At 64.6% G+C, this 20,336-nt stretch carries 21 protein-coding genes; 4 read left to right on the forward strand and 17 right to left on the reverse strand.

The annotated features are described in order from the left end of the window. Positions 1-29: 29 nt before the first annotated feature. From K3U96_RS20245 to K3U96_RS20300, 12 genes are all read right to left on the reverse strand, one after another. A complete protein-coding gene (locus K3U96_RS20245; protein WP_220690897.1) occupies positions 30-1,766 on the reverse strand; it encodes a GMC oxidoreductase in 1,737 nt (578 codons plus the stop codon). 83 nt (positions 1,767-1,849) lie between these two features. Then, positions 1,850-2,209 carry a hypothetical protein gene (locus K3U96_RS20250; RefSeq protein ID WP_230982216.1) on the reverse strand — a complete coding sequence of 120 codons (360 nt, stop codon included), beginning with the start codon at positions 2,207-2,209 and terminating at the stop codon, positions 1,850-1,852. A 41-nt stretch (positions 2,210-2,250) separates the two neighbouring features. After that, positions 2,251-2,868: a hypothetical protein gene (locus K3U96_RS20255; protein WP_230982217.1), complete on the reverse strand. Its 618-nt coding sequence runs from the start codon at positions 2,866-2,868 to the stop codon at positions 2,251-2,253. 42 nt (positions 2,869-2,910) lie between these two features. Next, positions 2,911-3,867: an MlaD family protein gene (locus tag K3U96_RS20260; protein ID WP_220690899.1), complete on the reverse strand. Its 957-nt coding sequence runs from the start codon at positions 3,865-3,867 to the stop codon at positions 2,911-2,913. Further along, a complete protein-coding gene (locus K3U96_RS20265; RefSeq protein ID WP_220690900.1) occupies positions 3,864-4,856 on the reverse strand; it encodes an MlaD family protein in 993 nt (330 codons plus the stop codon). The genes K3U96_RS20260 and K3U96_RS20265 overlap by 4 nt, the downstream gene beginning before the upstream one ends. Further along, positions 4,853-5,938 (reverse strand): MlaD family protein, encoded by a 1,086-nt coding sequence (locus tag K3U96_RS20270; RefSeq protein WP_230982218.1) that lies wholly within the window; start codon positions 5,936-5,938, stop codon positions 4,853-4,855. Before K3U96_RS20270 ends, K3U96_RS20265 begins: the two co-directional genes overlap by 4 nt. Next, entirely contained in the window at positions 5,938-6,897 is a 960-nt protein-coding gene (locus K3U96_RS20275; RefSeq protein WP_220690902.1) for an MlaD family protein, read from the reverse strand. The genes K3U96_RS20270 and K3U96_RS20275 overlap by 1 nt, the downstream gene beginning before the upstream one ends. After that, complete coding sequence (locus tag K3U96_RS20280; RefSeq protein WP_230982219.1) at positions 6,894-7,895, reverse strand: MlaD family protein; 1,002 nt, start codon at positions 7,893-7,895, stop codon at positions 6,894-6,896. The genes K3U96_RS20275 and K3U96_RS20280 overlap by 4 nt, the downstream gene beginning before the upstream one ends. Next, on the reverse strand, positions 7,892-8,962 hold the full coding sequence (locus tag K3U96_RS20285; RefSeq protein ID WP_220690903.1) for an MlaD family protein: 1,071 nt from the start codon (positions 8,960-8,962) through the stop codon (positions 7,892-7,894). Before K3U96_RS20285 ends, K3U96_RS20280 begins: the two co-directional genes overlap by 4 nt. Positions 8,963-8,972: 10 nt before the next feature. Continuing rightward, the gene (locus K3U96_RS20290; RefSeq protein WP_220693612.1) at positions 8,973-9,737 is read right to left on the reverse strand and encodes an ABC transporter permease; all 765 of its coding nucleotides are present in this window, start codon (positions 9,735-9,737) and stop codon (positions 8,973-8,975) included. A 104-nt stretch (positions 9,738-9,841) separates the two neighbouring features. Further along, complete coding sequence (locus K3U96_RS20295) at positions 9,842-10,753, reverse strand: ABC transporter permease (protein ID WP_271035618.1); 912 nt, start codon at positions 10,751-10,753, stop codon at positions 9,842-9,844. Beyond that, positions 10,753-11,349 (reverse strand): hypothetical protein, encoded by a 597-nt coding sequence (locus K3U96_RS20300; protein WP_230982221.1) that lies wholly within the window; start codon positions 11,347-11,349, stop codon positions 10,753-10,755. Before K3U96_RS20300 ends, K3U96_RS20295 begins: the two co-directional genes overlap by 1 nt. A 263-nt stretch (positions 11,350-11,612) precedes the next feature. Here K3U96_RS20300 and K3U96_RS20305 point away from each other — a divergent pair, with 263 nt between their 5' ends. The 4 genes from K3U96_RS20305 (at position 11,613) to K3U96_RS20320 (ending at position 14,363) form a co-directional block, all read left to right on the forward strand. Next, complete coding sequence (locus K3U96_RS20305) at positions 11,613-12,065, forward strand: CAP domain-containing protein (protein ID WP_220690904.1); 453 nt, start codon at positions 11,613-11,615, stop codon at positions 12,063-12,065. Positions 12,066-12,135: 70 nt separating this feature from the next. After that, complete coding sequence (locus K3U96_RS20310) at positions 12,136-12,729, forward strand: hypothetical protein (RefSeq protein WP_220690905.1); 594 nt, start codon at positions 12,136-12,138, stop codon at positions 12,727-12,729. 7 nt (positions 12,730-12,736) lie between these two features. After that, positions 12,737-13,252, forward strand: a complete 516-nt coding sequence (locus K3U96_RS20315; protein ID WP_220690906.1) for a hypothetical protein — start codon at positions 12,737-12,739, stop codon at positions 13,250-13,252. Between the two features lie 157 nt (positions 13,253-13,409). Then, positions 13,410-14,363, forward strand: coding sequence for an Lrp/AsnC family transcriptional regulator (locus K3U96_RS20320; protein WP_220690907.1), 954 nt, complete (start codon positions 13,410-13,412; stop codon positions 14,361-14,363). Between the two features lie 37 nt (positions 14,364-14,400). On the opposite strand, the gene K3U96_RS20325 is transcribed toward K3U96_RS20320, so the two are convergent. The 5 genes from K3U96_RS20325 to K3U96_RS20345 all read right to left on the reverse strand — a co-directional run bounded on the left by K3U96_RS20325 (position 14,401) and on the right by K3U96_RS20345 (position 20,318). Next, complete coding sequence (locus K3U96_RS20325; protein WP_220690908.1) at positions 14,401-15,624, reverse strand: aminoglycoside phosphotransferase family protein; 1,224 nt, start codon at positions 15,622-15,624, stop codon at positions 14,401-14,403. Between the two features lie 5 nt (positions 15,625-15,629). Beyond that, the gene (locus K3U96_RS20330; RefSeq protein WP_069404788.1) at positions 15,630-17,363 is read right to left on the reverse strand and encodes an N-acyl-D-amino-acid deacylase family protein; all 1,734 of its coding nucleotides are present in this window, start codon (positions 17,361-17,363) and stop codon (positions 15,630-15,632) included. A 34-nt stretch (positions 17,364-17,397) separates the two neighbouring features. Then, positions 17,398-17,586: a ferredoxin gene (locus K3U96_RS20335; protein WP_131815075.1), complete on the reverse strand. Its 189-nt coding sequence runs from the start codon at positions 17,584-17,586 to the stop codon at positions 17,398-17,400. Then, positions 17,583-18,929: a cytochrome P450 gene (locus K3U96_RS20340; protein WP_069404787.1), complete on the reverse strand. Its 1,347-nt coding sequence runs from the start codon at positions 18,927-18,929 to the stop codon at positions 17,583-17,585. Before K3U96_RS20340 ends, K3U96_RS20335 begins: the two co-directional genes overlap by 4 nt. Positions 18,930-19,190: 261 nt before the next feature. Beyond that, positions 19,191-20,318 carry a GuaB3 family IMP dehydrogenase-related protein gene (locus K3U96_RS20345; protein WP_205870998.1) on the reverse strand — a complete coding sequence of 376 codons (1,128 nt, stop codon included), beginning with the start codon at positions 20,316-20,318 and terminating at the stop codon, positions 19,191-19,193. Between the last annotated feature and the right edge of the window lie 18 nt (positions 20,319-20,336).

The raw sequence follows: 20,336 nt of genomic DNA on the forward strand, positions 1-20,336 counted from the left end.
GGCCACTGCGTACCCGCATCGGTTGAAGATCAACCCGTGGAGCTGACCGGTTCGATCGGCAACCGGCGCAGCGCGGCGGGGGCGTCGGCGGGCACCACCGGGTGTTCCGGCGGGATCGGCGCGAGCCGCTTGTATGCCTGGCCCTGTGCGGGACGCTGGTCGACCTGACCCTTGTTGGGCCACAGCGACGCCGCCCGCTCGGCCTGCGCGGTGATCGAAAGCGACGGGTTCACCCCGAGGTTCGCCGAAATGGCCGCCCCGTCGTGCACCGAAAGGGTCGGATATCCGTAGACCCGCTGATACGGGTCGATGACGCCGTGCGCGGCGGTGTCGCCAATCGCCGCGCCGCCGAGGAAATGCGCGGTGAGCGGGATGTTGAACAGCTCGCCCCAGGTACCGCCCGCGACGCCGTCGATCTTCTCGGCGATTCGGCGGGTGACCTCGTTGCCCACCGGGATCCACGTCGGGTTCGGCTCGCCGTGGCCCTGCTTGCTGGTCAGGCGGCGGTAGCCGAGCTTGGTGCGCTCGGTGAACGTGGTGATCGAGTTGTCCAGGTGTTGCATCACCAGCGCGATGACCGTGCGTTCGCTCCATCGCCTTACGTTGATCATGCGCAGGGTGCCGCGCGGGTTGGCGGCCGCGCTGCGGACGAACTGCCGCCACCGGGGCACGTCGGAGCCCTCCGGCCCGGCGCCGTCGGTCATCAGCGTCTGCAACAGGCCCATCGCGTTGGAGCCCTTGCCGTAGCGCACCGGTTCGACGTGGGTGTCGGACGTGGGATGGATGGAGGACGTGATCGCCACCCCGTGCGTGAGGTCCAGGCCTGGCGACACCTTGTACTTGCCGGCGCCGACGATCGATTCGGAGTTGGTCCGCGTCAGCACCCCGAGCCGCTCGGACATCTTGGGCAGCTTGCCTTTGTCGCGCATCTTGAACAGGAGTTTCTGGGTGCCGTAGGTGCCTGCGGCCAGCACCACGTGGGTGGCGGTGATCGTGCGCCTCTTCCTGCGCACCCAACTGCCGGTGCGCACAGTGCGGACCTCCCACAGCCCGTCGGCGCGCTGCTGGAAGCCGGTGACGGTGGTCATCGGAACCACCTCTGCGCCAGCCTTTTCCGCCAGGTACAGGTAGTTCTTCACCAGCGTGTTCTTGGCGTTGTGGCGGCAGCCCGTCATGCACTCGCCGACCTCGATGCAGCCGGTGCGCGCCGGGCCCGCCCCGCCGAAGTACGGATCAGGCACCGTCTGGCCGGGCGCCTTGGTGCCGTCCGGGCCGAAGAACACGCCGACCGGGGTGGGCACCCAGGTGTCGCCGACGCCCATCTCGTCGGCGACCTCCTTGACGATGCGGTCGGCGTCGGTGAACGTCGGGTTGGTGACCACGCCGAGCATCCGCTGCGCCTGGTCGTAGTGCGGCATCAGCTCCGCGCGCCAGTCGGTGATGTCCTTCCACTGCGGGTCGTTGAAGAACGGATCCGGCGGCACGTACAAGGTGTTGGCGTAGTTCAGCGATCCGCCGCCGACGCCCGCGCCGGCCAGGATCATCACGTTGCGCAGCAGGTGGATCCGCTGGATGCCGTACATGCCGAGCCTCGGCGCCCACAGAAACCTGCGCAGGTTCCACGAGGTTTTGGCGAAGTCCTCATCGGCGAAGCGCTGGCCCGCCTCGAGCACCCCGACGCGATAGCCCTTCTCGGTGAGCCGCAGCGCCGTCACGCTGCCGCCGAACCCCGAGCCGATGATCAGCACGTCATAGTCAGGTCTCATCGCCCCAGTATGACCCTACTCGGCGGTAACTTTCCAGACAGCGATGCCTAACGGGTAACGCCTCGACTGCGGGTCGCGCACCGCTATGCCACGTGCGGCGTGTTGCCGTAACACGCGATGTTGCCGACATCGAGCGTGCTTTGGCAGAGCAGTCGCGAGCCCTCGAAGATGCGCACCGTCACCCACCGGGCCGGCCCGCGGATCCGCCGCCAGTCCGCGCGCAGTTGCGCACCCGACCCCGTCGGACCTTGCGCGTCCTGGAGGATGACGTCCGTCCGCCAGGGCACCGGCACGCCCGTCAAGTTCCTACGACCGCCCTCGTCGACGTATTCGACGTCGACGACCGGGATCGTGTCGGAGACGATTTCGTAGGTCACCACGTCGTCCGCCGACGCCGGACCGGCCGACGCCGTGGCGATGCCTGCGCCGAGCACCAGGCTCACAGCCCAAGATCCGACTTCCCGCCACCGGGTGGGCTGCCGCACTACTTGGCCCCCGCGACCGCGCCGATTCCGCCGACATCGGTGATCTGCCAGTCCCTGTTGCTGTCGATGGTGACGCTGTAGGTCGCGGTGGATTGCAGATTGTCGGGCGCTTGGGTGGTCTTCGTCAAGACGCTGACGAACGTGTCGACGACATAGACCCCGCCATCCTGTGACCGCACCTTTGCCGACAGAGGCTCGGCGGTGGAGGTCCACTCCAGCGGAATCAGCAACTGCTGCATGGAATCCGCGGCCTTGGTGAGCTTGTTCGACAATTCGGGCGAGGTGCCCTCGACGAGCTGGCCCTTCCACGTGTTGAGGTCCTGGTAGTTCATCGCGGCCGCACGGACCGCATAGTCGAGTGCCATCTGCTCGGCTTGCCGGTTGTTTTCGGCCGCCTGCAGCTGGGCGTGCACGGTGCTGCGCTCGCCGAAGTAGAGCCACGTCATGATCCCCGTCGCGGCTGCCAGCACGATGATCACGGCGCCGACGACCGCGGCGCGCAGGCTGATCACCAGGGCTCGGCGCGGCGGTGCGCTCGGGGTTTCCGCGTCGGTGTCGCGGTCTGGTACGTCGGTCCCGACCTCGGGATCGTCGCCTTCAGGGGTCTTCTCATCCACGGTTGCACCTTTCACCTGGGCGCTATCCTCTCAGCTCGGTGATCATGGGTTGGGCGTCTTGACGCGCAGCGTGATGGTGCCGTCTTCGGGCAGGGCGTCGAGCATGTTGGACAGAATCTGCCCGGTGTCGAACGTCAAGGCGGCCGAAGCGATGCCTTTGATGTTCGGCGTGAAAGCTTCGGCAAATATCTGCAGGTCCGGAGCACGGGTATCGAGGAACTGCTGTATCCGTCCGAACAACTTGCCGGTGTTCTGCAGTGACTGTGGCGCGCCGGTTTCCATGACCACCGACGTTGCCGCCAGGAACATCTGTTCCACCGGGGTGCCCAGCGCGAGCAGCGCCGGGTTGATCTCGGCGATCCGCGGTCCGAGCCAGTCGGCGTTCTGAAGCAAGATCTCCATGTTTTTCAACACCTCTGACCCACGCCCGTCCATGCTCGTCACCGCATTGCGTAGCAGCACACTCGCGCGGTGCAGGTTCGGCAGGACGACCTGCTGGTCAGGCAACGCCTCGTCAGCTTCGCGCACCAGCCGGTTGATCGCATCGGGATCGAGTTGGTTCAGCACCCGCACCACGCTGGTGGCCAACTCGGAGATCGAGGCAGGTTGGGTGATGTCCTCGGTGGCGACATATTGGCCGTCGTGAAACGTCGGCCCGTCCGAACGCCGTGGCACCAGCCCGATGTAGGACTCGCCGAGTGCCGACAGGTTCTCCAAGCGCACGTCGCTGTCCACCGGAACCGGATGGGCCCCGTCGATGTAGAAGTGGATGGTCGCACCGGCCAACGCGGTGTCGATGCCGGTGACCTTGCCGACCTGTACGCCGCGCAGCAACACGTTGGAATCCACGACGATTCCGTTGATGTCGGGCACCTGCATGGAGACGTTCACCCGGTGTTTCGGCGGACCGATCCGTACCCCGAGCGCACCGATGTAGTACACCGCCCCGCTGATGATGACGGCAAAGACCAGAAATGACACCAGATGCCGGACCTTCACGGAATCGCTCCCAGCATTCGCAGCACATCTTCGACGTTGCCGGAGATCTCGCGGCCGTCGGATGTCTGAACCGACGTGATGTTCATGGCCGGGTACTTGTCGGCCGGGAGAAACACGTCGTGGAACAGGTCACGCCACGGCCGGTACTCGCCCTCGATGGCCCACTTCGACTTCTGGACCTCACCGACCGCGATCCCGAGCGAATCCAGTAGCGGCACCAGCCAGTACCCGCCGGTGTAGATGCTGCCCAGCGACGGCAACAAGATTCCCACCCCGATGGCGGATTCCAGCATGCGATCCCACTGGGTCAGTCCGTCCGGTGAGAACCAGTACCGCAATTGCGGGTCGCTGTCGGCCATCACCGCGGCGGTGCCGGCCAGTCCGTCGAGCCAGTAGTCGACGGTGTCGACGTTGTCCGACAGATCCTTGAGGTTCTCTGAGACGCGGGCGGCGATGGCACGTACTTGTTCGGCGCGTTCGGGCGTGACGCGATTGATCCGGATGATGGTGTTCTGCATCCGCTGGATGGATCCGCTGTTGACGAAGTTCGCCAAACTGGCGATGGTGTCCTCGAGCTGTGGTGGTGATGTGGTATGCGCCAACGGAATACGACCGCCGGCTGGTATCGGCGCGACGCTCTCGCCGGCAGGTGGGCGCTCGATCGCCACGTAGATGTCCCCTAGCACCGTGGCCTGCTGCAGGGTGGCGCGCGCGTCCGCGGGTACCTGCACCGACGAATCGATCCGCGCCGTGACGTCCACCGCCGCCTCCGTCACCCCGACCTTTTCCACCACCCCGACCGTGGTGCCGTCCATGACGACTTTGGCGCGATCGGGCAGGTTGAGCACGTTGTCGAACTCGAGGACCAGGTCATAGCCGTCGCGGAAGTTGTTGCCCGGCTGGGGTAGATCCTCGACCGAGATCGCCGCGCACGATGAAACGAGCACGGCGCAGCCGATTGCGCCTGCGGCGACCCTCAGCCTGGTCATCTGCGGCTCGCTTCCAGAAAGACGTACTGCAGGAGATTGATGTCGACGCCGTACGGCTGGCCGGCGACATTCGCGCAGCTGCCCGGCATCGACAGGTTCATGAAGTGGCACACCGCCGGACCATTCGGTGTTCTGATCCGGTACAGCGGGGGACGGAACGACATGACGAACTCGCGGTTGTTGAAGTGATGGGTCACCCCGTTGATCCACCACGGCAGCGGATCGAGCAAGCTGGCCAGCCCCCGGGCGTGCGGAGTCAGGATGCGCATCGCATCCGCGGTCGCATCCAAGGTCAGCTGCAGCTCATCGCCGGCGCGGACTTCGAGGTCGGAGAGCAGGGTGACCAGGTTGGGAAGTGGCCATGACATCCGTTGCGCCCCTTCGATCGCGTCGACCAGGGGCGGGGTCGTGACCGCCGCGTCGTTGACGACCTGCTTCATCGAATCACGCATATCGACCAGGCTGCCCGTGAGGACCGCCAGGTTGCTGACGATCGAGGACATATCGCTGATCGCTCCGTCGGGGTTGTCCAGCAGCGTCGACGACGTGGTGAGGATCTGGTTCAAGCCGGCGCCGCTGTCGGTAGCGGCCTGATCCAGTTGCGCGATCACGTCACCGATGTTCGATGACGTCTCGGGGTTTATCCCGTCGACGAAGGTGTTCGCGGCGCCGATGACCTCAGAGAGGCTTCGCGGGGTCATCGACCGGCTCAACGGCACGCACTCCCCTGGCGCCAGCTTCGCACCGCCATCGAAGTTGCCCACCAGTTCCAGTGCGCGGTCGGCGAGCACCGATGTCGAGCGGACGACGGCTTTGACATCCTCGGGCAGCGGCCGCTGCCCGGTGACGGAGAAGTCCACCCGGACGCCAGCGGCCCCCGGGGTGATGCGGTCCACGGCGCCGATCGGATATCCCATCTGCGACACCGGATTTCCGGCATAGAGGCCGACGGAGTCGGGCAGGACCGCACAGTACGACGTGGCCTGTGGCGCCACCGTTGCCGCGCAGGACGTCGAGGTCACGGCTGCCGCGATCGCGATGACGCCGAGGCCGATTCGATGTGCGAGGCTGCGTGTGCTCATCAGCATGGGTTCCCCGGCATCGGGATACACACGTCGGTGGCCAACAGTTCCGGCGCGGCGTTCTGTCGCTCCAAGGTGGTGTAGAGCCGGTCGCGCGTGCGCTTGAGGATGCGCACCACCAGGCCGTTGCGGTCCGCCCAGGTGCGCACGATTCGTTGCCAGTTGAGGAACTTCTCGAGGAACTTGTCCCGATGTTCCATGTAGAAATCGCCGAGCGGGCCGACGCCTTGCAGGATGTCGCCCATGCCCTGCATCGCTGCGGCGAATCCCTTCCCGTACAGGACCAGCGTCTGCTCCAGGATGGCGACCTTCTCCAGCAGGTCCTCCAGCATTCCGCGCCGGGTGGCGAGTTCCTCGATGTACTCGTCGGAAAGGTTCAAGATCGCCGACAGTTGCCCCCGCTGTCGGTCCAACGTCTCGGTGATGGTCGTGCCCGCATCGACGATCGCCGAGATGGTCTCGATATTGGATCCGGTCAGACCTGCCTGCACCTCGTCCAGCGATTGCCGCACCGGGGAGGTGTGGACATTCTCGGTGATCTTTGTCGTATCTGCCAGCACCTGAATGAGACTGTAGGGCAAGATGACCCGATCCTGCGGGATCGGCGTATGCCCTAGTTCCCGATCGCCGAGCGAGTCGATGTGGACGTAGTATCCGCCCACCACGGTGAGCATTCGCACCGAGACAGTGGACTGGTCCCCGACGAATTCGCGTCCGTCGACGGTGGCACGGACCCGCACCCGATCCGGTTCGATTTCCAGATCCTTGATCTTGCCGACGGTGACACCGGCGATTCGCACCGAGATACCGGGGGTGATCGAGGAGGCGTCGTCGGTGTAGAAGGTGACGAGCTTGTTGCCGGGCGGGCTGATGTACACCATCGCCGCCACAATCCCGATGGCAGTCGCCAGCGCCAGCGTGACCGTGCCCCATAGCCGCGGGTCCCTCAGGATCTTCATTGCTTGCACAGGTTCACCTTCTGACCGTTGAGCAGTACGTCGACGGGAAGCGGCAGTTCCGCGCGGCCCTTCGAACACGGGATCACCTCACCTGGCGCCGACGGCGGCGGGATGTTGTCCCAGACGACCGGGACCACCTTGACCGCTTCCATCAAATCGTCGAAGTTGGTGAACGCCTTGTCGAGAGCGGTGTCGACGTCGATGCCGGGTTTCAGACCCGCGTTGTTCAACAGTTGAACCACCGAGCGGGTGAACTCCGGGCCGTAGAGTTCTGACTTGCGGAACTCGTCGAGCACGGTGAGTGCCGCGTCGATCGGCCGGTTCGCCCACTCGATGATGTTGACGAAGTCCCTGCCGTGTCCGGACATGGAGTCCGCGACGGTCTTGAGGTTCTGCATCAGCACGGCGACCACCTGCTGGCGGTCGGCAACGAACCGGGTCAGGGTGTGGATGCTCTCCAATACGGGTGCCAGGCCCGAACCGTCCCCGGTCAGGAAGTTCTCGACGTTGGCGGTGAAGGCATTCAGTTCGTCGGGGTTCAAGGTGGCGAGCACCGGCTGCAGCCCGTTGAAGAGCCGGGTGATGTCAAATGACGGCTGCGTCATGGCAGTCGGAATATGTCTTACCTCAACAGTATTGGCACCGCCTTCGCGCGGGTTCTGCACATCGAGGTACCGCAGTCCGGTGAGTGCCTGATACTTCACGGCCAGCCGAGTTGCCGATTCCAGCTGGTATCGGGAGTCCAGCGTGAAGGCCACGTCCGCCACTGTCTGACCGTCGCGGCGCCGCAGAACGATCTCATCCACTTTCCCGGCGCGCACGCCCCTGACACGCACATCGGCTCCGTTACGCAATCCGGAGACATCGGTGAACTCCGCGGTGTAGTGGTTGAGGGTGGTGTCCACGGGCTGGCTGATCACATTCATCACCAGGGTCAGCAGAAGGACACCGACCACCGCCGCGACCGCCAGGCGCCACGCCGCTGCAAGGGGTTTCACCGGGGTTCACCGCCTTCGCCGGGCAGTGCAGCGGTGGCCGGCGGCAGCGCGCCGATTGCCTGCATCGGGGCGGCGATGCCCGGAAAGTCATCCAGGATCACCCGGACGTTGACCGCTCGACGGTCGGGCGGCCCGGCGAACAGCCGCTCCAGTCGCGTCCGATACTCGCGGGCGGTGTCGGCGATGGCGACGCTGGGAACCAGGCCCGGACCGATATCGGTGAGGATCTTGATCATGTTGGTCAGCGGCGCCAACTCGGTGCTGTGACTGGTCACCAGCTTTCCGGCGGCGCCGAACAAGCCGGTTGCCGTGAAGTCGATGGACGGCACGTGAGTGTGCCGGAAGTACTCCTCACTGACACCGTCGAGCCCGGCGTGCAGGAACTTGTCTCCGACGCTCACCGCGGCGTGTACGAACCCGGGGAAGGCGACGCTGAGGCCGGTGGCGTTGGACAGGAGCCGTGCCGTACTGACTGTCTGCACGGTGGCGAACGAATTCGCCACCACCAGCATGGTTTCCAGCAGCGGATCCAGACCGTCGACGTAGGTGGTGCCACGTCCGATCACGTCGATCAACTGCGGTGTCAACGTTCCGTAGGAGACGTCACCCAGGCGGGACAGCAGTGCCTGCAGGGTGAAGTTGCCACTGGGCTCTGTTCTGATCACGGCGCCGTCGGCCAGCGGCGTGCCACCGGCGCTCTGACGCAGGTTGATTCCGGTGACACCGAAGTAATTGGCCGGGCGGAAGTCGAAACCCACCGCGTCGGTGAGCCCGGTCGTCGGTCCGCGATCAAGCTCTGCAGATATCCGCACTCCGCCTGCGGGCAGGCTGCTGATGGCCGTGACCTCACCGACTTTCACCCCGTGCATGAGCACGTCGGTGCCGGCGTCGACACCCTGACCGGCATAGGGCGACTCGATCACCACGCTCAGTGAGTGGTCGGTTTCCGCGGCGAACGGATTCGCCGAGACCACCGCCGCGACGAGCGCGACGACAACCGTCACGGCGAGCCCGATCGCCGTGGCGATCCGGCTTTCCTTCTCGGCCGAGGCTTTGTGGAGCAACACTGCGTCTCACCTACCCCTTGAACACGAACACCGGTTGCAGGCCCCAGACTGCGATGGTCAGCCCGACGTCGAGCACCATGATCGCGACGAGGCTGGCGCGGATCGCACGACCGGAGGCGCGTCCGACGCCGACCGGACCGCCCGTGGTGAAATAGCCGTAGTAGCAATGGATCAGGGTTACCGCCACACAGAAGACCGTGGCTTTGAACAGGGAGTAGACGATGTCCTCGAAGGGCAGGAACTGTACGAAGTAGTGGTTGTAGGTGCCCGCCGGTTGGCTATGGAAGACGCTGATGACGGTGGTCGAGATGTAGAAGCTGGTGATCAGGGTCAACAGGAACCCCGGGACCACACAGATCATCGCGCCAACCAAGCGAGTACCGACGACAAAGGGGATGGGCCGCAATCCCATCGCTTCGGTGGCGTCGATCTCCTCTGCGATACGCATCGCGCCGATTTCTGCGGTCATGCGGCAGCCTGCCTGAGCGGCGAACGCTATTCCGGCGACCAGTGGCGCCATCTCGCGGACGTTGGCGAGGCTACCCACGATGCCTGACAACGCCCCGAACCCGATCATGTTGAGCGTGGCAAATGCTTCGATGGCAACGGTCCCGCCGATCGCGACGCCGAGGATGACCAGGACGCTGATCACGCCACCGTCCACGAGCAGCGAGCCGCGGCCCCAGGCCAGGTTGTTCATCGCCTGCAACGTTTGGCGCCGGTAGCGCCGGACCGTGATGGGTAACAACCAGAAGGTTAGCGCGGAGAACATCATGAACTGGCCGATCTGGCCGAAAGTTCCTCTGGCCAAGCGGGAGTCGACCAACCGCTGCACCGCCTTGTTCGGCCCGGGTGAAGGATGGCCCGTTTTCTGGCCCACTACGACACCTCCATCGGAAAGAACATGGTTTGCAACTGGGTGATCGCGAGGTTCGCCATCGCGATGCACACGACGTTGAGCACGACCGATGAGTTCACGGCGTCGGCGACACCCCGCGGGCCGCCTTTCGCCTCCATACCTCGCAGGCAGGAGATGATGGCCACCATCGCGCCGAATATCACTGACTTGCCCAGCGTGAACCAGACATCGGCGACCGAGGCGAAGGTCCCGAACGATTGCCAGAAGCTGCCGGAGGTCACGTCATTGACGCCGACCGCCAACGCGAACGACGCGCCGACCGCCGAGGCGATGATGATCGCGCAGAGCAGCGGGGCGATGATGAGCAGCGCCAAAAAACGCGGAACGACCAAGTGCCGCACGGGGTCGATGCCCAGTACTCGAAGCGCGTCGAGTTCCTCCCGGATCGCCCGGGCACCCAGGTCGGAGGCGATCGCCGATGCGGCCGCGCCTCCCATCAGCAGTCCTGCGGTCACCGGTGCGCCCTGTCGCACGATGCCCACCCCGCTGGCCGCACCCACCAGCGAGCTCGCCCCGATCTGATTGACCAGGCCCGACGTCTGGATGGACACGATTGCACCGATCGGTATCGCCATCAGCAAGGCGGGGGCGGCCGTCACTTTGAGCAATGTCCATGCCTGAACCAGCATCTCGCCGAACGGTATGCGCAGCGCGATCCCGTCGACCACCGCGTAACGCACGGTGGAGGCGAACATCGTGACGGCGCGACCGACGGTCGCGACGCTGAGGACGGGGGCCGTGAAAACCCAGCGGAGCAACGCTCTCAGCGCCCGTGAAATCCTGGCTTTCGCGCCGACCCGGCGGCCGGCCGAACCCCGATCTTTTCCGAGCACCGACGGCGTCGGCGGCAAACCGGCCATCACGTTCTGCATCAGCGGCACACCTGGGAACGGTTGATCCGGCTGCCCCAGCGCAGGACGCGCTGCACCGACGGCCCGACGAACCACGCCGGCTGACGGCCCCGGATCCCGGCACCGACGTTGGACAGGTGTTGCCACAGAAGATGGAAACTCTCACCTTGGTACACCGGGAAGTGCACGTCGCCGACGTAGTTGCGGGCCTGGGTGAGAGCCTGCGCACGCGGGGTGAGGAAGGCGACCGATCGATCGATGTTGGCCACCACCGCATCGGCGATCTGCTGGTTGTTGGCGACGTTGTAGTCGCCATTGCTGGTGATGAGGTTGATGTTGAACCGGTCGATCTGCGTTATCAACGGCTCGTACTGCGCTTCATACCACTGGCACATCTCGCGCATGGCGTTGATATCCGCGTCCGTCACCTCGCTGCGCGTCTTGTCGAACGGGTACGGGAACTTGGGCGTCCAGTCGCTGGGCCCGACAACAACCGGGGGCAACGGCGGCGCGATTTCGTCAACGGTCGGTTGCGCTGATGCGATTGGTTCGCATGTCGTGTTTGTCGCGACCAACAACAGGGTCAGCGCGAACGCTAGCCCCGTCAGTCGGCGCATGCCACGTCTCCTCCGGCCGTCACAGGAAACTCAACTCGTCGGCAACTGGTCGGATACCAGCCCCGACAGCCTGCCTCATCTGCGAAACTAATAATGCGTCATTTTCGAATTTTTAACGCGTTTTGGAGCGAATGAATCGGAATCAACGTGGTTTTACCACTTCAGAGACGCCTCTACCGTATATTGTGACGTGCACTAGCACCCGATATTGACAATCTGCGTAATTTTTCCAGTCATCCGGATGGATAGCGAGGCAGCCCACGATGCACCGCTGGCGAATCCTTGGCGCAGTATCCGCAGCCGCGGCGGTCGCGCTCACCGCACCGGCAGCACGGGTCGCCGCCGAGCCGGAAGCCGACCTCGCCGCTGCGGTCAACGCGGAACGTTCGGCGTCGGATTGTTCAGCGCTGACGCTTGACCCGCTGGCAGAACGCGTGGCGCAGTTGGCGTCTCAAAACAGCTACGAATACGTCACCCATCAGAGCCCGGCGGTGCCGTTCACCGACCCGATGCCCGCACTGGCCACCGTGGGGCACCCCGCCGACAAGGCGGTTCTCCTGTCCGGCTACGGACCGAGCCAGTCCGACGCCGTGCATTTTGTCCTGTTGAACTACCGGGCATCCAAACTCGACTGTTCGTACACGTCGTTTGGCGGGACCGTCCTGCAGGACGACACCGGCAGGTACTTCGCTTCCGTTGTGCTGACCGCGCCCTAGCCACCGCCTGGGCCCGTCAGCCGATTACGCATTCTTGACTCCGTATGACCGTGGCACTTAACGTATGCGTGTGGCGGAGAAAATGCCGACGCACCCAGATGTCCTGACGGCGGGTGCGCAGCGCGGCGTTGCGGCGACCCGACCACGCCGAATTCTCTTGCGGTTGGTCATAGTTTCGCTTGTCGCCCTGGGAACGCCACTGCTTCCCGCACCGGTCTCTGGCGGCGAACCCCTACCCGACACCGCGCGCGCCCAGCCATATCCCGAACTTCGCTACTTCACCGAAATCGATTCCGCACCATACAATCTGGCGCCCACTCCGGGTGTGTCGCTGCCAGAGCAACCCGGTTACTGGTTCACCACGGCGCAGGGGCTCAACTGCGGTATATGGTTTCGTGGAAGCTTTGGTTGCAGTGGAGATATTCCCGGCGCCCCAGCCGGAGTGCACCAGATCGGCTGGATCACCGGCGATACCAAAGCCCATTACGACTGGACTCTGGCGGTCAGATTTCCGCAGGGTCCCCGCGGCAGCGCAGCGATCCCACCGCTGTCCTTCATCGACGTGGAGGGGACCAAATGCGCCACGACCGTCGATTACGACACCTATTGTGAGCGCGGACCCGCCCGCTTTCTCATCACCGCGACCCACACCTGGTTGAGTTGAGCCGACGATGATCACCGGCGTACCCGAGATAGGCCTTCTCACGGGGGCTTTCGCGCTGGTTGCCGGCTTGTGTGCTGCGGCGATATCGTCGGCATCGCCAACCGCGGGCGCATACCCGGAGATCGACGGGTATCAGCCGGCGTCGGACATCCAAAACTACAAGGTGGTCGGGAAGACCGGCGTCTGGTTCACGTCTCCGCTGGGCGTACGCTGCGCCATCGAGGACGACGGCAGCTACGGCTGCTCGGGCGACCTTCCCGGCGCTCCCCCGGGCAGCAACGAGGTCGCCTGGTTCGTCGGCGACCCGTTCCCCAGGATCTACCACGCCGAAGCACCCCGATTTTCCGCTCCGTCCGCACATATGCTGCTGACCCGCCTCACCGCCATCTCCTACCGCGGCTCGACGTGCGCGGTGACCGCGGAGTCGACCGTGTACTGCATTCACGGAGACAACCCGGACAGCCAGCTGATGGTCACGACGACCGCACCGCTGCGCGGGCGGGACGCCACCCGCGCCGACTGACCGGTCGGCACAGTTCTTGTAGCGTGCGTGAGGTGGACGAAGGTAGTCGCGGCGCAACCGGCCGCGTACCGACGACTGACAGGATGACGAGGTGGCCCGGCAGACAGACCGCTCGCGCAGCGGAACGCCACATAAGACCAGTAGGAAAGCCACAGCTGTGGCTTCTCCCTCCGTTTCTGAGCTCAGTGACCTCGACCGGGCCCTGATCGAGATCCTGCGCCTCGACGGCCGGGAAGGCAATCGGGCGTTGGCGTCTCAACTCAACGTGAACGAAGTCACCGTGGCGGCGCATCTGCGCCGCCTGGAGGAAGCCGACCTGGTACGGATCGTCGCGGTCACCGATATCCGGCTCTTCGGTCACCGCGAACTCGTCTTCGCCACGTTCAGAGTGGCCGGCCGCTCCGTTCGCGACGTCGCCGCCGAAGTCGCCGAACTTCCTGAGGCCATCGGGGTGACCATTTGTTCTGGGCGGTTCGACATCATCGCGCCGATGCTGTGTCGCGACCGCCAACACATATCGGAGATGTTCGGCAACCAATTACCCTCCATCGCCGGCGTCGGGTCGCTTCGCGGCGCGCTGTCGCTCGATGTCCTCAAGTTCGACAGCAAGTGGGCCATGTTCGCCGACCCGGGAGCCACTCCCGAGGCGCAGCCAAGCGACACCGTCGACGAGACGGATCTGGCGATAATCAATCTGCTCCAGCACAACGCGAGGCGCAGCAATCGAAGTATCGCCGCCGAGTTGGGGGTGTCTGAAGGCACGGTCCGCGGCAGGATCAAACAGATGCTCGCCGAGCGGGTGTTCCGGATCCAGGCAGTGTCCAACGTGGCCGCATTCGGGTTCGGGGCACATGCTTACCTGGCCATCAAAACGGTCGCGGGGCGGATCGACGAAGTCGCCGCGGCCCTCGCCGAACGAGACGACGTGCCCGAACTCAGTCGAGTCCTGGGTGAATTCGATTTCCTGGCAATTCTCATCGCCGCACATCACGACGCACTGATATCTGCCGTCGTCGACGAGATCGCGCTGCTGGCCGATGTCGAGCGGGTGGAAATCTCCTACGGCTGCGACAGCATCAAGCACAACTACGCGTGGACCTGGATCGTCTGAGCGCTGTGCCGCTTCTCGGTTTGCGTTTGCCGGCAGTTCAATCCAGGCGCAGGGCGTCGTGATCGTCGATCGCGGTGAGGATCCGGCGCAGCATCTCGGCGGACGTCGCCTGCGGCTGCATGTCGGGAAGAAACTTCGGCGGCTGCAGGGTGGTCGTCCACATGGCCAAGGCCCCGAAGAGCTGCTGTCGGTACAACTCCATCGCGCGGGCACGGGTCTCCACCGCTCCGCCCTGCGCGGCGAGCCGTTCGAGGTAGGCGTCGATGAGGGCGTCCTCCCAGTCCCGTCGCTGCTCGACGGTCAGCGTCGACGCCAATGCGTATGCCAGGTCACGTGACCAGTGTCCGGCCGATATGCATTGCCAGTCGCAAAGACCCATGCGCTGCGCGTCGTTGATGTACCAATTGCCCAGATGGGTGTCGCCATGAATCAGAGTCCGGGCCAACCCTCGATGCGCATCGACGGACGCCTCGAAACCGCGCCAAAGCTGTTCACCACGCGCGACAAGCCGCCGCGGTGTGAGCCCCTCATCGTCGGCGCGGCGCTGCCCGCGCAGGTGATATCTGCGGATCATCGAAATCGAACCCGTCGCCTGCCACCACTGCGGGTAGGTCCGTAACCAACTCGGCCGCCGCAGGTCGTCGAGGGCGAGTTCGGCTCCCTGCCCGTGCAGCAGGGCCAGTTGTTCGACGATCTGGTCGGCCTGCTGGCGCGTTATCGCCGCGGTCGGTACACAGAACGTCGCTGCGCGGGTGGCCACCAGGTCTTCGAGCAGATGGATGGCCCGATACGAACGCCGCTGCGCAGCACTGTAATAGCCGTACGGCGCCTCGAGTTCGAAGCGATCTCTGAGCTGGTTGTAGAAGCCCGCTTCGGCGAACGCGGTGCCCGACAAGCCGTTGCCCAGCCTGGTGACCAAGGACGGCGCGCACTTGACAAAGACGGTCGATGGCAGCTGCTGCTCGGTGTGTGGTGCGTGGTAGCGCAGATGGATACGGGCACGCACCGACGTGCCGGACGAATGCGATTCGATCCTCAACGACTCCACCCGGGTCTGGTGCAGCACGGGCGCCATGACCCGATTGAGCCATTCGGCGGTGATGCTCTCCACCCGGGCCGGGGCAGGCGCTCCGGTGGGCACCGGCGAACGCCGAATCCGGTCGACCACCGTGTAACCGACCAACGGCACCAACTCACCGGCAAGTCGTATCGCGGCGCCAACAGACGGGGCGGTGCCGATCTGCGGCGGAACCTGCGCCACCGGGGTCAGGTTGCGCCGGCAGAGACGAGCACGCGCCCCGGCGTCGCACCGGTCGATTTCATGCCGGCCTCGAATGTGACCTCCCCGTTGACCATGACCAGATCGATTCCGTGCGCCGGTATCACCCGGCGGAATTCCCCACCGGGCAAGTCGGTCAGCACGTCGTAATGGTCGGGATAGCCGAGTTCTTCGGGGTTGTACACCATCACGTCAGCGGCGAACCCGGGCAACAGCGCCCCGCGGTCCGCAAGGCCGAGAATGCGCGCGGGAAGCATGCTGAACTTGTGATGCAGTTCCTCCAGGGTGAAGCGCTTCTCCTCCAGAGCGAGCCACTGCAGCAGGTCGGTCGAGAAGTTGGCCCCGCTGAAGAATCGGATGTGCGCTCCACCGTCGGATGTGCCGGCGATCACGCGCGGATGCTTGTACATCTTTTCGAAAAGTGCAGGATCCTGGCTCATCGACTGCAGGGTACGGAAATCCATGTCGCAGCGGGAGTCGATCACCGCATCGAAGAAGGCGTCCACCACGTCGATTCCGCGTTCAGCGGCGATCTCGCCGAAGAACTTCCCCACGCGCGGATCTGAGTTGTCCGGCATCGCAATCAGTTTCAGATGATCCAACAGACCGCCGGCGGCCGTCATGTTGTCGATGGTGTGCACATGTTTGACACGCTCGCGCCAATCGGGATCGGCCGCCTTGACCAGCCGCGCCTCGATGTCGTCGTCGAGCGCGGAGAACTCTGCGAACACGGGATGGATATCCCAGGTATTCCAGTCCAGCAGCCGCGACTCCTGCCAAGTGCGGAACGCCAGCGCTTGTGAATAGCAGTCGAGCCCTTGCTCTTCGCAACGATCGAGCCAGTTCAGCACACGGTCGACCTCGCCGGGAATATGGTCGAAGGGCACCAGGATGTTCTGTACGACCGGTCGCCCGGAGATGCGCGCCAGCTTTTCGGCAATGTGGTTGTTGTCGATGGCCATCGGCAGGTCCACCAGAGCCTGAATGATGCCGCAGTCCATCTCTCGCAGCACTTCTGCGAGCGCGTAGGCAGTGGACTCGTCGGCCGCGTCGGTCGGCATCGGATTGCCGTGATCCTTGTGCGAATTGAAGTCGTTGAGCTTGGAGAACGCAAAGCCGACGGCGCCTGCCGTCAAAGCCTCGCGCAGCAACCGCTTCATCTCGGCGAGTTCGGCCTCGGTGGGTAACCGATCGCGGGCATCCTCGACCGACCCCATGACGAAGATCATCAGTGAGTTCAGCGGCACGTAGCTGGCCACGTTGACGCCCTTGCCCAATCCCCTGACGACCTCCAGCCACTCCGGGAACGACTCCCAGGTGAAGGGCAACGCTTCCCGCAGCGCAGCGGTCGGGATCTGCTCGGTGGTCTCCATCATCCCCATGTAGCGCTCCTGGGTGGCCCGATCCTGCTTACACGGCGCGAAGCCGAACCCGCAGTTGGACACCACCGCAGTCGTCATGCCGTGATAACCCGACGGCGTGCAGTACGGATCCCAGAAGATGGCGGCGTCGTAGTGGGTGTGAACGTCGATCACCCCGGGAGACACGATACGGCCCGCGGCATCGACCACCCGCGTCGCGGTCGCAGCGCCCAGGCCGCCGACTCTGGCGACCTTGCCGTTTCGGATACCGATGTCGGTCACCTTTCGAGGCGTGTTGGTTCCGTCGATCAAGGTGCCGCCCTTGATGATTACGTCGTAATCGGCGCCGTTGCTGCTCACTGTTGCTCCTGTTTTCGGTCGGTTGCTGATGCGGTCAGTCGGCTAGCACGGAGATCGCCATCGCCGGGCATGACGATTCCAGACGCTCGGCGACATCGTCGGCCAGTTCCACACCGGTCGGAGAGGCGATGCCGTCGTCGTCGAATTTCACGGCGTGCGGGGCTATCCCGGCGCATTCCTTGGACCCCATACAGAGGCCGCCATCGATCGCGATACGTGTCACCGCCTGCCTCCTCGGTGACGGTGGATGATCCGACCGGGCAACCCGCCTTTCAACCCGACGCTGAGATGAAAGTCGTGGCGCGGTGTCCAACCCGGCCTTGGCTGAAGGTGAAACCGCTTGGCGATCTTGGTTAGGACGAACTGCGCCTCCATGTAAGCCATCCCGACACCGATACAGTGCCTGGGCCCACCGCCGAATTGCACGAACTGGAACCGATGCTGGTTGTCTTTACGCTCGTCCAGCCAGCGCATCGGGTCATAGCGATCCGGGTGATCCCATAGCGCAGGATGCCGATTGATGGTGTAAGCACTGACACCCACCTGGCTGCCCTTGGGAATGTGGTAGCCGCCGATCTCATCCTCCTCCAGTGCCTGACGGGTCAGCAGCAGCGCACCCTGAATCCGCTGCGCCTCATCGAAAGCTGCTTTGGAATAAGGCAACTGGTTGAGTTCGGCGAAGGAGTCATAGTTGCCGGTGTAGGCGTCGGCCTCCTCACGCAGCGCCTCCATTGTGTTGGGATTCTGCGCGAGCATCGCCACGGTCCACGCCAGCGCTGACGCGGTCGTGTCGAAACCGCCGAACCACAGGCCCATCAGCTGATCGACGAGGTTCTCGTGCTCCATCGGCACCTCGAGCAGGGTGTTCAAGATGTCGGTGGCGTCGTTGGGATTGGCGCGCCGATCGCTGATGGTCCTCTCGATGCGCCGTCGGATCGAGACCACCGCCTGAGACCCCGCCCGCGCGCCGGGCACCGGAACCCATGACGGTGCCCAGAATGTGAGCATCAGGCCGCCCATGTAGGTGGTCTGAACTCGAAACAGGTCGATCAGATCCGGCACGTCACCGTCGGATACCGACGACGAAAACATCGAGCGCTGAACGACGGCCATCGTGAGGATCGAGAGTTCTCGGTAGAGGTCGACCTCTTCGCCGTTATCGGCCAACGTGTCCCACCGGATGAGGACGTCGTCGACCGCCCCGGAGATGATCTGAGCGATCCCGTTAAGATTCCGGCGGGAGAAAGCGGGGTTGAGCGCCTTGCGATTTCGCTTCCACGGCTCACCGTCGGCAACCGGAATGCTCTCGCCGAGCGCGGGGACAAGGGCCCGCGACATCACACCCTTGTGATAACGCGAGTAGTCCAGCAGCCAACTCCCGACGAACTCCGGATCGTTGACGACTGTCGTGCCGCCGGGCCCCAGCGGCAGCGAGTAGATATCGCCGTAACGATCGACGCAGTCCGACAGCAGCCGGAATGGGTCTCGCGCCCGGGCGAACATCGAGGCCAGTCGGGCCACGCTCGGCCCGGGGGCCCGCACCGGCCCCGGCGGTCCGAGCTCCACTGGCTGACGTGCCGATTGCCTGAGCGCCAAAGGACTGCACCTACCTCATGAGACGTCGCGCTGTGTTTACGAGCGGCCATGGCCAATCTACTGCGCGAAGACTAACGTATATTAGGCCAATACCTCAATAGTTCGTAGCGATTAGTCATTTTCTTACGCTACAGCAGTGCAGTTTTGTGACATGAGTCCAAGGCTGCGCAAACCGTCACGAAAAATCCGGGCGAAGGCCCGCTGGAATGCAATGCGCGATGCGCGCGGCCGTCAGCTTCCGACGGTCAACCCGACCTTCTGGAATTCCTTGAGGTCGCAGTAACCGGCCTTGGCCATCGCCCGGCGCAGGCCGCCAACGAGATTGAGCGAACCGAACGGGTCGTCGGACGGTCCCATCAGCACCTGCTCGAGCGACGGCCGCTCGCCCATCGCGATCTGCAGCAGGGCCCCGCGCGGTAGCGACGGGTGGGCCGCCGCGGCCGGCCAGAACCAGCCGTCCCCCAGCGCCTCGGCCGCGGTGGCCAGCGGGGTGCCGAGCACGACGGCGTCGGCGCCGCAGGCGATGGCCTTGGCCAGTTCGCCGGAGGTGTGGATATCGCCGTCGGCCAGCACGTGTACGTACCTGCCGCCGGTCTCGTCGAGGTATTCACGGCGGGCCGCGGCGGCGTCGGCGATCGCGGTAGCCATCGGCACGCTGATGCCGAGCACCTCGTCGCTGGTCGTGACGCCCTGGGTGGAGCCGTAGCCGACGATGACGCCCGCCGCGCCGGTGCGCATCAGGTGCAGTGCCGTGCGGTGGTCGAGCACACCGCCGGCCACTACCGGCACGTCGAGTTCGGAGATGAACGTCTTGAGGTTCAGCGGCTCACCGTCGGAGGCGACCCGTTCGGCCGAGACGATCGTGCCCTGGATGACCAGCAGATCGATACCGGCCGCGATCAGTGTCGGGGTCAATGCCCGCGCGTTCTGCGGGCTGACCCGCACCGCCGTCGTCACCCCGGCATCGCGGATCCGTGCGATCGCCGCACCGAGCAGCTCGGGATCCAGCGGCGCCGAATGCAGTTGCTGCAGAAGGCGTATCGAGGCCGTGGGTTCGGGCTCCTTCTCGGCGGTCTCGACCACCTGGGCGATCTTGTCTTCGACGTCGGCGTGCCTGCCGATCAGACCCTCGCCGTTGAGCACACCCAGCCCGCCGAGCCGGCCCAGCGCGATCGCGAACTCCGGTGACACCAAAGCATCGGTCGGATGGGCGATTACGGGAACCTCGAAGCGGTAGGCATCGAGCTGCCAGGCCGTCGAGACGTCCTTGGACGACCTGGTGCGCCGTGACGGCACGATGTTGATGTCGTCGAGTTCGTAAGTGCGGCGGGCGGTTCTGCCCATGCCGATCTCAACCAAGTCACGCATGACCAATGT

Origin of the sequence: Mycolicibacterium holsaticum DSM 44478 = JCM 12374 (assembly GCF_019645835.1) — a bacterium.
In the GTDB taxonomy this organism is placed as follows: Bacteria; Actinomycetota; Actinomycetes; order Mycobacteriales; family Mycobacteriaceae; genus Mycobacterium; species Mycobacterium holsaticum.

Excerpts from the sequence above, each read along its gene's own strand:
- K3U96_RS20315 (WP_220690906.1), top strand. The coding sequence starts at position 12,737 with ATGATCACCGGCGTACCCGAGATAGGCCTTCTCACGGGGGCTTTCGCG.
- K3U96_RS20300 (WP_230982221.1), bottom strand. The coding sequence starts at position 11,349 with ATGCGCCGACTGACGGGGCTAGCGTTCGCGCTGACCCTGTTGTTGGTC.
- K3U96_RS20245 (WP_220690897.1), bottom strand. The coding sequence starts at position 1,766 with ATGAGACCTGACTATGACGTGCTGATCATCGGCTCGGGGTTCGGCGGC.
- K3U96_RS20305 (WP_220690904.1), top strand. The coding sequence starts at position 11,613 with ATGCACCGCTGGCGAATCCTTGGCGCAGTATCCGCAGCCGCGGCGGTC.
- K3U96_RS20275 (WP_220690902.1), bottom strand. The coding sequence starts at position 6,897 with ATGAAGATCCTGAGGGACCCGCGGCTATGGGGCACGGTCACGCTGGCG.
- K3U96_RS20270 (WP_230982218.1), bottom strand. The coding sequence starts at position 5,938 with ATGAGCACACGCAGCCTCGCACATCGAATCGGCCTCGGCGTCATCGCG.
- K3U96_RS20265 (WP_220690900.1), bottom strand. The coding sequence starts at position 4,856 with ATGACCAGGCTGAGGGTCGCCGCAGGCGCAATCGGCTGCGCCGTGCTC.
- K3U96_RS20295 (WP_271035618.1), bottom strand. The coding sequence starts at position 10,753 with ATGCAGAACGTGATGGCCGGTTTGCCGCCGACGCCGTCGGTGCTCGGA.
- K3U96_RS20290 (WP_220693612.1), bottom strand. The coding sequence starts at position 9,737 with ATGATGTTCTCCGCGCTAACCTTCTGGTTGTTACCCATCACGGTCCGG.